12 protein-coding genes and 1 pseudogene are annotated in these 12,608 nt (G+C 62.6%); 3 read left to right on the top strand and 10 right to left on the bottom strand.

Annotated elements, in window-relative coordinates; translation table 11 throughout:
* Positions 1-11 precede the first annotated feature (11 nt).
* Positions 12-329: a DUF5783 family protein gene (locus Har1131_RS00655; RefSeq protein WP_014039343.1), complete on the top strand. Its 318-nt coding sequence runs from the start codon at positions 12-14 to the stop codon at positions 327-329.
* 78 nt (positions 330-407) lie between these two features.
* Here the strand turns inward: Har1131_RS00655 and Har1131_RS00650 are convergent, their stop codons facing one another.
* Both Har1131_RS00650 and Har1131_RS00645 read right to left on the bottom strand, forming a co-directional pair.
* Positions 408-1,484 carry a DUF4350 domain-containing protein gene (locus Har1131_RS00650; protein ID WP_050037465.1) on the bottom strand — a complete coding sequence of 359 codons (1,077 nt, stop codon included), beginning with the start codon at positions 1,482-1,484 and terminating at the stop codon, positions 408-410.
* Position 1,485: 1 nt separating this feature from the next.
* Positions 1,486-2,412, bottom strand: coding sequence for a S49 family peptidase (locus tag Har1131_RS00645; RefSeq protein WP_014039345.1), 927 nt, complete (start codon positions 2,410-2,412; stop codon positions 1,486-1,488).
* A gap of 123 nt (positions 2,413-2,535) precedes the next feature.
* Here Har1131_RS00645 and Har1131_RS00640 point away from each other — a divergent pair.
* Positions 2,536-4,544, top strand: a pseudogene (locus Har1131_RS00640) (heme-binding protein).
* Between the two features lie 19 nt (positions 4,545-4,563).
* On the opposite strand, the gene Har1131_RS00635 reads toward Har1131_RS00640, so the two are convergent.
* Both Har1131_RS00635 and Har1131_RS00630 read right to left on the bottom strand, forming a co-directional pair.
* Positions 4,564-5,325: a trans-aconitate 2-methyltransferase gene (locus tag Har1131_RS00635; protein ID WP_050037467.1), complete on the bottom strand. Its 762-nt coding sequence runs from the start codon at positions 5,323-5,325 to the stop codon at positions 4,564-4,566.
* Between the two features lie 57 nt (positions 5,326-5,382).
* Positions 5,383-5,811 (bottom strand): iron-sulfur cluster assembly scaffold protein, encoded by a 429-nt coding sequence (locus tag Har1131_RS00630; RefSeq protein WP_014039348.1) that lies wholly within the window; start codon positions 5,809-5,811, stop codon positions 5,383-5,385.
* Between the two features lie 159 nt (positions 5,812-5,970).
* Between Har1131_RS00630 and Har1131_RS00625 the strand changes: the two genes are divergently transcribed.
* Complete coding sequence (locus Har1131_RS00625) at positions 5,971-6,447, top strand: dual specificity protein phosphatase family protein (RefSeq protein WP_023843100.1); 477 nt, start codon at positions 5,971-5,973, stop codon at positions 6,445-6,447.
* Between the two features lie 24 nt (positions 6,448-6,471).
* Here Har1131_RS00625 and Har1131_RS00620 read toward each other — a convergent pair whose 3' ends face one another.
* From Har1131_RS00620 to Har1131_RS00595, 6 genes are all read right to left on the bottom strand, one after another.
* Positions 6,472-7,011 carry a cupin domain-containing protein gene (locus Har1131_RS00620; RefSeq protein ID WP_050037468.1) on the bottom strand — a complete coding sequence of 180 codons (540 nt, stop codon included), beginning with the start codon at positions 7,009-7,011 and terminating at the stop codon, positions 6,472-6,474.
* A gap of 110 nt (positions 7,012-7,121) precedes the next feature.
* The gene (locus Har1131_RS00615; protein WP_014039351.1) at positions 7,122-8,369 is read right to left on the bottom strand and encodes an aminotransferase class V-fold PLP-dependent enzyme; all 1,248 of its coding nucleotides are present in this window, start codon (positions 8,367-8,369) and stop codon (positions 7,122-7,124) included.
* Between the two features lie 216 nt (positions 8,370-8,585).
* A complete protein-coding gene (locus Har1131_RS00610; protein ID WP_023843101.1) occupies positions 8,586-9,965 on the bottom strand; it encodes a nucleotide sugar dehydrogenase in 1,380 nt (459 codons plus the stop codon).
* Positions 9,949-10,941: a Gfo/Idh/MocA family protein gene (locus Har1131_RS00605; RefSeq protein ID WP_014039353.1), complete on the bottom strand. Its 993-nt coding sequence runs from the start codon at positions 10,939-10,941 to the stop codon at positions 9,949-9,951. Before Har1131_RS00605 ends, Har1131_RS00610 begins: the two co-directional genes overlap by 17 nt.
* Positions 10,934-12,007 (bottom strand): DegT/DnrJ/EryC1/StrS aminotransferase family protein, encoded by a 1,074-nt coding sequence (locus Har1131_RS00600; protein WP_014039354.1) that lies wholly within the window; start codon positions 12,005-12,007, stop codon positions 10,934-10,936. The genes Har1131_RS00605 and Har1131_RS00600 overlap by 8 nt, the downstream gene beginning before the upstream one ends.
* Positions 12,004-12,588, bottom strand: a complete 585-nt coding sequence (locus Har1131_RS00595) for an acyltransferase (protein ID WP_014039355.1) — start codon at positions 12,586-12,588, stop codon at positions 12,004-12,006. Before Har1131_RS00595 ends, Har1131_RS00600 begins: the two co-directional genes overlap by 4 nt.
* Between the last annotated feature and the right edge of the window lie 20 nt (positions 12,589-12,608).

Raw genomic sequence — 12,608 nt, 5'->3', positions numbered from 1 at the left:
CCGTTCTGACAATGACAGAGTTCGACCCCGAGAAGTTCGAGGACAAGTACGCGAACTACTTCCCGGAGCTCCAGAAGGCCTACAAGAACGCCTTCGAGCGGATGAACGACGCGTACGACTCAGAACTGGTCCACGCGATCGACCAGCAGGTCCTCAACGAGTCGGAGCCGTTCTACGAGGACGGCGAGTTCAGTGTCGAACTGCCGGAGAACCCGACCGAGCGGCTCTCGGCGATCATCGTCGACGACGAGAAACTCGACGCCGTGCTCTCCGAATACGTCGACGAGATCGAGCGCGAACTGCGCCGCGTCTTCGACATCGACGACTGACTGCACTCGCCGCGGTTCGGCAATTGCTGCGTTATTCCTGTTCTGCCGGTATCTCCGACGAGAGCGGGCGGTGACGCCCTACTGGTCGGCCCTCATGGTCTCGTTCGGTTCGGGCGCTGGGGTTGAATCCGGCTCGGACGGCAGTGCGCCGCCACCGCCCGTTCCGGCACCGGGGAGCGAGCCGCCAGGTCCGGACTCGCCGGAGTCTGCGGGCTGTGGTGCGTCTGCGGGTGATTTCTCGCCTGTAACGAGGAAGTCAAGCAGATTCCCGACTAACTGTTCGTTATCGGCCCGGTAGAGGAACTCCTGTGTGAATACGTTCGTGTCACCGACGGTGACGACGTTCCCCGAGCGGGCAACGACGCCGTACGTGTCCTGTCGCCGGGTCTTCGAGAGCGTTGTCTGTTCCGTCGTAGTGACCACGGTGTCGCCACCCTGAACGGGGAGTGCGGCGTAGAAGACCGTTCGGTCGACGCCCTCTGTGAGTTCCGTATCGCCCGTCGGCGTCGCGTAGACGTTCTGGTAGTTGGTGTCGTACTCGTGCATGTTGTACAGGTAGCCGTTCCCGTACGAGAGGCCGTACTGACTCGCCAGTGGGGCCATCGGCATGGTCACGCTATCGGAGCGAACCGGGCCGAACAGCCCCAGGCCGGCGGGACTCGCCTGTGACGGCTCGTTCAGCAAGAGCACGCGACCGCCTGCGTCGCTGAACGCGGTCAGACCGTTCATCTCACTCTCGGTGTAGCGCTGTTCCGCGCCGAGAACGACGAAGGCGTCAGCCGAACGCAGTGACTCGTTGAGCGGGCTTCCGCTCTGTCGCTCACCGACGTGGTAGCGTACCGTCGCTCCGTTCTCGGTCAGGGTCGATACGAGCGGTGTGAGCGCTTCTCGGTCGATGTCGCCGGCGTGAGCGACGTCGATAACGACGACCTTCCCGGACGCGTCAGCCGACATCGAGAGGTCACCGCTCTCGGCTGCCGGCGTCGCGACGGACTCGTCGCTGTTGAACGACGGGGCGTTCACCTGGGTTACATCGGGGGCCGCCTGACTGCCACCACCACCGCCGATTGCTACGGTGCCGACGACCGCCGAGAGGATGAGGATACCGACGAAGAATCCTGCTCGAACGACCGTACTTGAGCTATTGGCTGCCATTTCAGGCACCTCCCTGTGCGCTGCTGTTGTAGACGACTTGCTGATTTTCCGGCGTGCCGTATATCATGAGGAAGTGGACTGTGTCGACGCCCTGGAACGTGTACGGTGCGCCTTCGGCGGCGACGGTAGCGTTCCCACCGGCTTCACTCCCGCCACTGAGCAGGAACAGCCCCCGTGGGTCCGCGGGGTTGCGGTACACGACCTGATACTCCGAGAGGTCGGCGGCTTCGGCCGCGCCGGCTATCGCGGCTTCGAGTCCACCGACTTCGTCCGCATAGCCGGTCTGGACCGCGCGACCGCCCTGATAGGCTGACGCTTCAGCGACAGTCTCGCGGGACACGTTGAGCCTGTCACCGCGTTCGGTCATGACTGCCCCGACGAAGGCCCGCTTCATTGATTCGAGACTGGCGTAGTATTGGTCGCGCGTCATACCTCGATGGGCTTTGTCGGGTCCAGTGGTGGCGGCGGAGCTCAGACCGTCGCTCGGCGCGGTTCCGATGACGCCGACGTGGCCGACGAGACTGGCCGGCGTCACGTAGATGCGGTCGCTCGGGACCGCGGTGTAGTACGCGCCGGAAGCGGCGTACTGGTTCACACTCGTATACACCGGTTTTTCGGCCGAGAGCCGCTTGACCGCCAGATACATCGATTCACTGGCGGCGGCGCTTCCCCCTGGACTCGATACCCGGAGGACGACCGCTTCGACCGACTCGTTGCTGCGGAGTTCGCGGAGCTCCTGTATCGTGTCCTGTGAACTAGAGCCGGAGATTGTTTCGTCGATGTTCACTACAGCGACGTACTGTTCGTCACCCTCGGCGACCGACGCCGCATACGGCACGACGGCGGCACCAATGAGAATGGCGATAACCGCAAGTACCGTATATGATTGGAGGGCAGTTGCGACCCGTCTATCGATTGGGTTGTTCATGCGACAACATAGATTCGCTGTCACGTTAGCCTAATAAAAGCATAGCCTGAACTGCTGGGTCAGAAGTCGCCGGACCGGAACGACATGAGAAGTTTCCTTACTGTCGACCTGCAACTGATATCTATGGATCAACGAAAGCCGCCAGCCACGGAAGAGGGCTGGTACGCGCTGCACGATTGCCGGAGTATCGACTGGGACGCCTGGCGCGAGGCCCCCAGCGAGTCCGCGACCGTGCGCTCTCGGAGGGGATCGGCTTCCTCGACGCGTACGAAGCCGTCGAAGACGCCGAGGAGGGACAGACGGCAGTGTACACCGTCATGGGTCACAAGGCGGACATCATGATCCTCCACCTGCGGCCGACGATGGGCGACCTCGACGCGGCCGAACGGCACTTCGAGCAGACGGAGTTCGCCGCCTTCACCGAACAGGAGTTCTCGTACGTCTCCGTGACGGAGGCCTCAGGCTACACCGAGAAGTCCCGTGAGTACTTCGAGGGCGAGGTCGACGACGACTCCGGGCTGGCCCAGTACATCCAGGCCCGGCTCCACCCCGATGTGCCCGACGACGAGTTCGTCTGCTTCTACCCGATGAGCAAGCGCCGCCAGCCCGACCAGAACTGGTACGACACGTCCTTCGAGGAGCGGGCGGCCCACATCAAACGCCACGGCGATATCGGCCGCACCTACGGCGGCGACGTGAACCAGATGATCGCCGGCTCCATCGGCTTCGACGACTGGGAGTGGGGCATCACGCTCTGGAGCGACGACATGCGCCACATCAAGGAGCTGCTGACCGAGATGCGCTTTGACCCCTCGACCTCGCAGTTCGCCGAGTTCGGCCCCTTCTACGTCGGCCGGCGGTTCGATCCCTCGGAGTTGCCGGCCGTGCTGGCCGGCCAGCGGGTGCCGACCGACGACGAGTCGGTTCCGGAGACGCCGGCGGACGTTGCGGAACACGAGCACGCTCCGACTGATGCCGGCGCGAGCCACAGCCACGCAGAAGAGCCGACGGCGAGCGACGCACAGGCCGGAGCACATGCCGGCGGGGACACCGATAGTCACGGCGGTGCCCACCCCGGCAGCGCCAGCGAGGGTGACCATCCGCATTCGGAGGAGTCCTCCGACGGGGATGACTCGGGATCGTCGAGCAGTTCGGGCGGCCGGCCGGACGTCTCGGCCGATTTCGAGGAGGTCGACGACGCCGCACAGCGGCTCGGTCGGCTGGGACTGCACGAAGGTGAGGCGTACGACGCCGGGGACTACGCGCTGGTGTTTCACTCCTCGGCGGATGCGGAGGACATCGTCGACGACGTGTCCGACCTCGAGAGCAGTTTCGACCACTACGACCGCCACGTCCGGACGGCCGTGCGCGCCGACAGTGGCCAGACCTACGTCGTCAGCATCTGGACGGCGAAAGACGCCGCCGAGACGGCGGCCGGGTTCCTGTCCGATATCGACGGCGTCGAGGAGCAACTCGGCGGCCCGCTCGGCGAGGGTGCCGAGAGTAGCGAGACCGAGGCCAACAGCGACGCCCAGACCGCCGAGTCGTCGCAGTCCATCCGCGAGTCGCTCGAGTCGGCGGGCGTCTACGCCGGGCAACCGCACGGTGAGGACGTGTACGCACTGGTCGTATACTCCGAAGCTGACGCCGAAACGCTCGACGAGGAAGTCGCAGACCTCCGGAGCGCGTTCGACCGCTACGACACCCACGTCCAGACGACGGTGTACGGCGACACCGACGGCGATGTCGCGGCTGTCGCGTCGCTGTGGGACACCGAAGACGCCGCCCAGACCGCCAGCGACTACCTCACCGACCTGCCCGGTGTCGTCGGCCGCCACGGCGAGGGCGACGGGTTCGGGACGATGGGGATGTTCTACACGGTCAAGCCTGAGTACCACGACGACTTCGTCGAGAAGTTCGACACTGTCGGCGGCCTGCTCGAAGAGATGGACGGCCACCGCGAGACCTCGCTGCTGTTCAACCACGACGACGCGAACGACATGTTCATCGCGAGCCAGTGGGACTCACAGGAGGATGCGATGGCGTTCTTCCGCTCGGACGACTTCTCGGAGACGGTCGACTGGGGTCGCGACGTACTGGCTGACCGACCGCGGCACGTCTTCCTGGCCTGAATCAGAGGCCAACTGTTCGTTAGTGACTGGCGACGAACCGCAGCCGCCGGTAGTCGACGGTCCACGTCTCAGTCTCGGTGTCGTATAACGTCGGTCGCAGCCGGTCCTCGATACTGTCCAGAACGGCTCCGTGGTCGCGTTCGGGGACCGGAGCCAGCACCGAATCGCCGAACATTTCGAGCCATTCTCTCAAGCCCGCGCTACCGCCTTCAAGCGGTGTCGGACGGTCAAACAGCCACGCTGCGGTGACCTCCAGTCCGTGCGCTTCGAGACGCGACGTGTACTCGCCGAGGCTCGGGAAATACCACGGGTTCCCGGTCTCGTAGCCCCGTTCAGCGAGTACCGAACGGACCGCTGTTTCGACCTGTGAGACGTTCCCCTGGCCGCCAAGTTCCGCGACGAAGCGACCGCCTTCGTCCAAGGCCTCGGCGACCATCGACAACACGGCGTCGTGGTCGTCGCTGGGTATCCAGTGCAGTGCGGCGTTCGAGAAGACAGCGTCGAACGTGCCGGGGTCGTAGTCCCGGGCGTCGGCGACCTCGAACGTCAGGTCGGGGTACTGCTCGCGAGCCTGAGCGACCATCTCTTCGGCGGCGTCGATGCCGACCACAGCCGCACCCCGGTCGGCGATTTCGGCCGTCAGGTGGCCCGTGCCACAGCCGATATCGAGGACGCGCTCGCTCGGCTGCGCGTCCAGCAACTCGACCACGTCCGCTCCGTACTCGGCGACAAAGCTGTGTCCCCCGTCGTAGTCGTCGGGGTCCCACTCGTTTTCCGGCATTGACTGGGCTATCGCCCGAGTGGAATGAAAAGCGTACTGTCGGTGTGTGATTCCGTCTCAGTCGTCGTCTTCGGTCGTCGTCCGGTCGATGTCCTTCTCGCCGAAGTAGATCTCCGCTCCGTCCTGGGCCACCTTCTCGGCGAGGACGGCACATTTCACCCGCATCGGCGAGATGTCGACGCCGAGCATCTCTGTGATGTCGTCACGGTCCATCGCTTCCAGGTCCTCGACCGCCATCCCAGCTAGCTCCTGTGAAAGCATCGACGCCGAAGCCTGAGAGATGGCACAGCCGTCGCCCTGGAAGGCGACCCGCTCGATGGTCTCCTCGCTCTCGTCGAGGACGACATCCATCCGTATCTCGTCGCCGCACATCGGGTTCTCGCCGATGTGGGTAAACGTCGGGTCCTCGATCTCCCCGTAGTTCCGCGGGTTCTTGTAGTGATCGAGGATCTGCTGCCGGTACATGTCCGAGCCACCGATACCCATAATTGAACTATGATACGGCTGTCAGTCGGAAAAGCGTTCCGAGGTATCGGTTCGCATGTATTTTCCTTCGCCAGGGACCGCCCCGACGGTCTGTGAGCACTGACCGACGCTCTCCCGTCAGTAGGCAGTATTTACTATCGCAGCTCGTTCTGTCAACACATGGGGCAGAACGACGCTTCGGCTTCTACCGACTGTGCTGTCCGACCCGTGGGGTTCGTCAGCGATGCGCCGGTAATCCGACAGATTGGCGACCGGTCGCTGTATCTCGGAAACAAACACGCGGCACGACCCGAGACACACGACCAGTCCTTCGATTACGTGCTTTCAGCGACGAGCGAGGCGTACCCGCTCACGACCGCCCACCATCCGCTCACTGACGGCCCGGGGAACGAGTGGGCGGCGTTCGAGGCGGCCGTCGATACCGCCCGGCGCTTCGTCCGAGCGGACGGTCCGGCACTGATTCACTGCAAGGCTGGCGTCTCCCGGAGTTCGACGCTGCTTGCGACGGCCATCGCCGCCGAGGAGGACCGCCCGCTCTCGAACGCGCTGGCGGCTGTACAGGAGGCCCGGCCGATTGCGACGCCGAACCCCGCTCTCTATGAGCTAGCTGTCATTTACCTCGCTGCGGACCCGTGATTTCCCGATACGTACCTATTGGACCTACTCCGTGACGGCGTTCTCGTCTTTCGTGACGACTTCGTCGCGGACTTGGTCGACCCACAGCGCAACCGGCCAGTCCTCTGTCTGGTACGGCTCATTCCCTTCGAGCAATTCGAGGCGTCCGACCGAGTCCGACGGCATTGCGACCAGTCCCTCGTGACTGGTTTCTCCCACAGATTCTATCTTGTGTCGTGCCCCACCGGGTAGATAGACGAACTCGCGTCGTTCAGCCCGGATTACTTGCTCGCTTCCGTCTTCGCGTTTCAGCGTGTATCTGGCGGCACCATCGAGGCACAGACACACCTCGTCGAAACTGGGTGCGTGCGTGTGCCAGTCAATGACCGCGCCAGGGTCCATCTCGAAGTACAGCAACTTGAATTCGTTCGTGATACACACCGGGTACGTCCGGATGTCGTCCCCACCCTGCTCGAAGTGGCTGGCGTCGTCGAGCGACACCTTGTACATCGTTTGATCGGGAAGGTGCGTGTAATCGAGGGCTTCCGGCGTCAGCGGCCGCTCCGCTTCATCGGTATCAGTCATTGTTCCGCCGAAAGTTATCGGCGGTGTGTCATATAGGTGGCGTGCACCGCGGTAATGTAAAAAATTGCCAATAAATCACTCCGCAACTCCGACGGAGACTGCGAGTGGGATTACGCGAACAGCTGGCGGGCGTCGTCGATAGCTGAAACGAGCTTGTCCACTTCTTCACGCGTGTTATAGATGTAGAACGAGGCTCGTGCGGAGGCGGGGACGCCCATCTTGTCGTGGAGGGGCTGGGTGCAGTGGTCGCCGGCGCGGATGGCGACGGCGGAGTCGTTGAGGATCGAGGAGAGGTCGTGGGCGTGGACCGAATCGAGGTTGAACGCGACCAGACCGCCTCGTTCCGTTCCCGCGGACGGGCCGTACGTCTCCACGTCGCCTTCGTCCCGGAGTTGTTCAAGCGCGTACTGGGCGAGTTGTTCCTCGTGGCGCTGGATTCGTTCCATACCGATGTCGTCGAGGTAGTCACAGGCCTCCGCCAGCGCGATGCCCTGGCAGATGACGGGCGTGCCGGCCTCGAACTTCCAGGGGAGGTCGTTCCAGGTAGCGTCCTCGAAGGTGACCTTCTTGATCATCTCGCCGCCGTAGAGGTACGGCTCCATCTCCTCAAGCAGGTGCTTCTTGCCGTAGAGGACGCCGATACCGGTCGGACCGGCCATCTTGTGGCCCGAGAAGGCCAGGAAGTCAGCGTCGATGGCTTCCACGTCGACTGGGCGGTTCGGGACCGACTGCGCGCCGTCGACGAAGATGTACGACCCGTGGTCGTGGGCGATGTCCGCCAGCTCCGAGACCGGATTGACCGTGCCGAGCGTGTTCGAGACGTGGACGACGCTGACCATCGCGGTATCGTCGGTGATGATCTCGCGGGCGTGGTCCATGTCGAGCGTGCCGTCCTCGTCGACGCTGATGTACCGACACGTCGCGCCGGTCTTCTTGGCGATCTGCTGCCAGGTGACCAGCGAGGCGTGGTGTTCCATCTCCGTGAGGACGACCTCGTCTTCTGGCCCGAGTTCGTTCAGGCCCCAGGCGTAGGCGACGAGGTTCTCACTCTCCGTCGTGTTCTTCGTAAAGACGATTTCCTCGCGCTCGCCCGACGCGCCGATGAACTCGGCGACGCGGTCGTGGGCCTTCTCGTAGGCGACGCTGGCCTCCTGGCTGAGTTGGTGGAGGCCGCGGTGGACGTTGGCGTTCGTCGTCCGGTAGTAGTCAGCGATGGTCTCGACGACCGGCTCGGGCGTCTGCGTTGTGGCCGCGTTGTCGAGGTACACCACCTGCTCGCCGTCGAATTCGCGCTGGAGGATGGGGAAGTCCTCGCGGATACGCTCCACGTCCAGTAGTTCAGATTCAGCGTGTCCCATTACCTCTATACAGGGACTCGACAGGCAACATTCCTTCGGTCGCAGGTATTACGGAACGGTTCGACGAGAGTGCGGCCAGTCAATGTGACAGCCTGCAGACGGGCCAGTAAACGAGCGCTCAGCACCACCGCAGCCGCGTTGACGATTAGTGGCGTTCCGGAGCGCGAACCGGCGGGGTTTCCTGACAGGCGGGACAACTGACTGGCGTATCTCCGTCTACTCTACGGGTCCGCGCCCGACGGTGTAGACGCGATGACTGGTGTCAGACAGGGTCAGTGTGTCCCGTCCGTCGATGACGACTGAGCCCGCTGGTCGGCCTATCGAGTCCCAGTCTAGCGCCCCGAACTCGTCGTGCGGTGTGACCATGACGATAGCGTCGTAGTCCCGCTCTGACGCCCGAGAAAGTGGTAGCTGCTCCAGGTCGAACTCGGCGGTATCGTCGAGAAGCGGGTCGATCCCGTCGACGTCGGCCCCGGCCGCTGACAGCCTCTCTGCGATTGGACGGGCCGGCGATGTCTGCGTTTCCTCCACACCGGGTCGATAGGTCAGCCCGAGCACAAGGACGCTGGCCGCGGCCAGTTCCACGCCGTCGGCGGCCAGTTCCTCGCGGAGTGTCTCGACTGTAAACACCGGCATCGAATCGTTGACCTCGCGTGCGGTTTCGAGCAACGGCGCCTCGGTGTCAAACGGTTCGATGAGGAAGTGGGGGTAGACCGGGATACAGTGGCCACCAACTCCGGGTCCAGGATCGTGGATGTCACAGAACGGTTGCGTGTTGGCAGCCTCGATTGCTGCCCGAACGTCGACGTCAAGCTCGTCGGTGAACGTCGCTAGCTCGTTTGCCAGCGCGATGTTGACATCACGGTACAACCCTTCAAACAGCTTGACACATTCGGCAGTGGTTGCGTCGGCGACAGCGATAACACCGCTGTCGTTGATACTGGCGTAGATGCACTCTGCCAGTCGGGTGCTCTCATCGTCGACACCGCCAACGACCTTCGGGTACGCGCCGCGGATGTCCTGAATAGCGCGTCCACTCGCGGTCCGCTCGGGACAGAATGCGACACCGAACGCATCGGTCTCTAAGCCGGCTGCCGCAGCGATGCCGGGCCGGACGTGGTCAGCAGTCGTCCGTGGTGGAACGGTGCACTCAACGAGGACGAGGTCGCCGGGCGCGACGCCCTCCGCAATCCCGTCGATAGCAGCGTCAAGCATGGAGAGATCGGGCTCAGACGTGTCCGTAAGTGGTGTTGGTACGATGACGACGTGAACGGTCGCTGCAGCCGCCGCAGCGGCCGGGTCAGACGTCGCGCGAAGTTCCCCGGCGGCGACACAGTCTGCCACTAAATCGGGCAGTCCCGGTTCGCGCTGGACGTGGCAGTTGCCAGCATTGACACTTTCAACGACTGCCGGATCGATGTCGACACCGATGACAGCGCCACAGACGTCGGCAAACACAGCAGCCAGAGGGAGCCCCATCTTGCCGAGTCCGTACACTGCCACCGGAAGGGTTCCGTTTTCAAACGCGGTTTGAACCTGCTCGGCAGTGGCGTCGTTCCCGTAAACGCCACCTACTGACTCAGTCTGTCTGTGCATTGGTGGTGAACTCCCTTTCCGAAGACCCCGCGTCGAACGCTTTTCGGTCAATTGTCTGTGCTAACTCGACGGCTCGGATCCCGTCCTCACCTGTGACACGCGGTTGGCTGTTCGTCTGTACAGCATCGAGGAAGGACTCGAGTTCGCGTTTGAGTGGTTCCCCGGTGCGTACTGCCGGCTTCTCGACGATACTCTCATGGCGGTACCGGACCTCGTTGTCCGTCGCAACGTACTCCGGAACTGACTGGCGATGGACTTCTAGTGACTGATCAATGAAGTCAGCAGTCACGTAACAGGAATCCGCGGTGATTTTGAACTGGCGGATCTTCTTTTCTGTGACCCTGCTCGCCGTCAGTGAGCCGATGACTCCGGAGGAGAACTCTAACGTTGCTGTCGCGTATCGGCCCTGTGCAGCGCCGCTGACCTGAATATCTGATACTGCGGACGGCAGGAGATGACAGATCAGATCGATGTCGTGTATCATGAGGTCGGTGACTGCCGAGTCCTCAACGGTGCGATCGACTGACGGCCCTAGCCGTTTGGCCGACACAGAAATAACATCGATATCTGCGAGGATCTCCTCTAAGACCTCTGTCACAGGGTTGAACCGCTCTATATGGCCTACCTGAAGGGTCACGTCCACGGCATCCGCAGCGTCGATGAGGTCGCGTCCGGTCGCAGTCTTCACGACCAACGGCTTTTCGATCAACATCCCAGTCCCAGCGTCAATACACTGTCGAGCAACCTCGGCGTGGTACCGCGTCGGGACGGCGATTGAGACCGCATCGGCTTGCTTGCACAGGTCCGCGCTGTCACAGGCCCGGACCTCATTTTTGTCAGCGATCTGCTTTGCTCGGTCCGCGTTGGCGTCGGCCACACCGATCAGCGTCGCACCGGACAGTTCGTTGTAGACACGGGCGTGGTGTCGACCCATTGCTCCGACGCCAACAACTCCGACATCGAGCGTCTCACCCATACGTCTGGACCACCTCCCCAACTCGCTCGATCTCACGCTGCTCCAGCGCCGGATGTACCGGAAGTGAGCATACTTCCGCAGCTGCGCGCTTCGCTTCGGGCGTGTCGGCAGTAACACCGCTGTACGCCTCTTGTTCGTTGATCGGGGTCGGGTAATAAACACCGCATCCGATATCGTGTGCGGTGAGATGGTCGATCAATCCATCTCGGTCCCGACAGCGAACAGTGTACTGATTGTAGGCGTGCCGGCGGTCGGACGGTTCGACAGGAGTCGTTAGGTCAGTTGCCGAGAGTGCGTCAGTTAGTATCGTCGCGTACTCTCGCCGGGTCGCGACGTACTCTGGAAGGCATTCTAGTTGTGCCAGGCCGATAGCGGCGGCGATACTCGTCATCCGGAAATTATGCCCTACGTCGGTGTATCCCTCGTCGCCACGACCGTGGTTGACGAACCGCTCGGTCCGACCCGCGACCACAGGATCGTCGGTGACAACCATCCCACCCTCGCCAGTAGTCATGTTCTTTGTTGGATAAAAGGAGAAACAGGCCACATCGCCGAGACTACCGACCGGCTCGCCGCTGACGGCCGCTCCATGGGCCTGTGCCGCGTCCTCCACCAGCGGGATGTCATGCTCGTCAGCGATCCTTCGCAATCTGGTCATGTCGGCAGGTAATCCGTAGAGATGAACAGCGATGATAGCGTCGACGGCCCCATCGTGGGCCGCAATAGTCCGTTCAACGCTGTCGGGGTCTAAGGTGTACGTTGCCGGAGCGATGTCGGCAAATATCGGCTCCGCCCCGGCGAGGCGAACTGCGTTCGCGCTCGCGATGAACGAGAACGTCGTCGTCAGGACACGGTCGCCACTTCCGATGCCAAGTCCTTTCAGCGCGGCGTGGAGGGCTGTGGTCCCGTTAGCGGTAGCAACGGCGTGGGACACCCCACAGTGCGTGGCGAACTCGGTTTCGAACTTTCGCACCTGCGGGCCATCCGCCAGCTGTCCGCTATCGAGCACTGCTTGCACCCGCTCGCGCTCCGCATCCCCGATGTCGGGTGTGGCAAGGTTGATCATTGCTCTAGCCTGTTTCGTGTATCTAGTTCAGGCGGTAGTGGTTCGTGGCTGGCCGGGACGCCGACTGCCAAGCTATTCGGCGGAACATCCGTCGTGACGACTGCCCCTGCAGCAACAAAGCTGTGCTCGCCGATGGTCACATCGGGTAACACCGTGGCGTTCGCCCCGACAGTGACTCCGTCCTCAATAGTTGGCCCCGCCAGTCCACCGTCGCTACGCACTGGATATCTGTCGTTTGTCAGGACTGCATGTGGGCCGAGGAAGACGTTGTCCCCGATGGTTGTCTGAGACGGGACGTACACCCCTGTCTGAAGGCTAACATGAGAGCCAATGTCCGTCTTCCCATCGATAACAGCGTTCGTTCCGAGTACGACATCGTCACTGATGGTTGTATGCTCCCGCACCAGTGCGTTGTGTCCCGTGACAAACGATGCTCCAACGGCGACGTCACAGTAGATTACTGTCCCGGCACGTACTGTTGCCGCTGTGCCGAGGACTGTCGGTGAGACATCGTCATTGTACTCGTAGCCCACCGTCGCCTGTGGCGAAATAGTTGCGCTCTCACCCACCTCAGCTTGCATAGAATTCGATACCTCCGCTC

Origin of the sequence: Haloarcula sp. CBA1131, from assembly GCF_008728975.1 — an archaeon.
Lineage (GTDB): Archaea > Halobacteriota > Halobacteria > Halobacteriales > Haloarculaceae > Haloarcula > Haloarcula hispanica.
This window is presented reverse-complemented; position numbering and strand designations above follow the sequence as displayed.

Excerpts from the sequence above, each read along its gene's own strand:
- Har1131_RS00650 (WP_050037465.1), bottom strand. The coding sequence starts at position 1,484 with ATGGCAGCCAATAGCTCAAGTACGGTCGTTCGAGCAGGATTCTTCGTC.
- Har1131_RS00610 (WP_023843101.1), bottom strand. The coding sequence starts at position 9,965 with ATGCACAGACAGACTGAGTCAGTAGGTGGCGTTTACGGGAACGACGCC.
- Har1131_RS00600 (WP_014039354.1), bottom strand. The coding sequence starts at position 12,007 with ATGATCAACCTTGCCACACCCGACATCGGGGATGCGGAGCGCGAGCGG.
- Har1131_RS00620 (WP_050037468.1), bottom strand. The coding sequence starts at position 7,011 with ATGACTGATACCGATGAAGCGGAGCGGCCGCTGACGCCGGAAGCCCTC.
- Har1131_RS00635 (WP_050037467.1), bottom strand. The coding sequence starts at position 5,325 with ATGCCGGAAAACGAGTGGGACCCCGACGACTACGACGGGGGACACAGC.
- Har1131_RS00605 (WP_014039353.1), bottom strand. The coding sequence starts at position 10,941 with ATGGGTGAGACGCTCGATGTCGGAGTTGTTGGCGTCGGAGCAATGGGT.
- Har1131_RS00630 (WP_014039348.1), bottom strand. The coding sequence starts at position 5,811 with ATGGGTATCGGTGGCTCGGACATGTACCGGCAGCAGATCCTCGATCAC.
- Har1131_RS00615 (WP_014039351.1), bottom strand. The coding sequence starts at position 8,369 with ATGGGACACGCTGAATCTGAACTACTGGACGTGGAGCGTATCCGCGAG.
- Har1131_RS00645 (WP_014039345.1), bottom strand. The coding sequence starts at position 2,412 with ATGAACAACCCAATCGATAGACGGGTCGCAACTGCCCTCCAATCATAT.
- Har1131_RS00625 (WP_023843100.1), top strand. The coding sequence starts at position 5,971 with ATGGGGCAGAACGACGCTTCGGCTTCTACCGACTGTGCTGTCCGACCC.
- Har1131_RS00595 (WP_014039355.1), bottom strand. The coding sequence starts at position 12,588 with ATGCAAGCTGAGGTGGGTGAGAGCGCAACTATTTCGCCACAGGCGACG.
- Har1131_RS00655 (WP_014039343.1), top strand. The coding sequence starts at position 12 with ATGACAGAGTTCGACCCCGAGAAGTTCGAGGACAAGTACGCGAACTAC.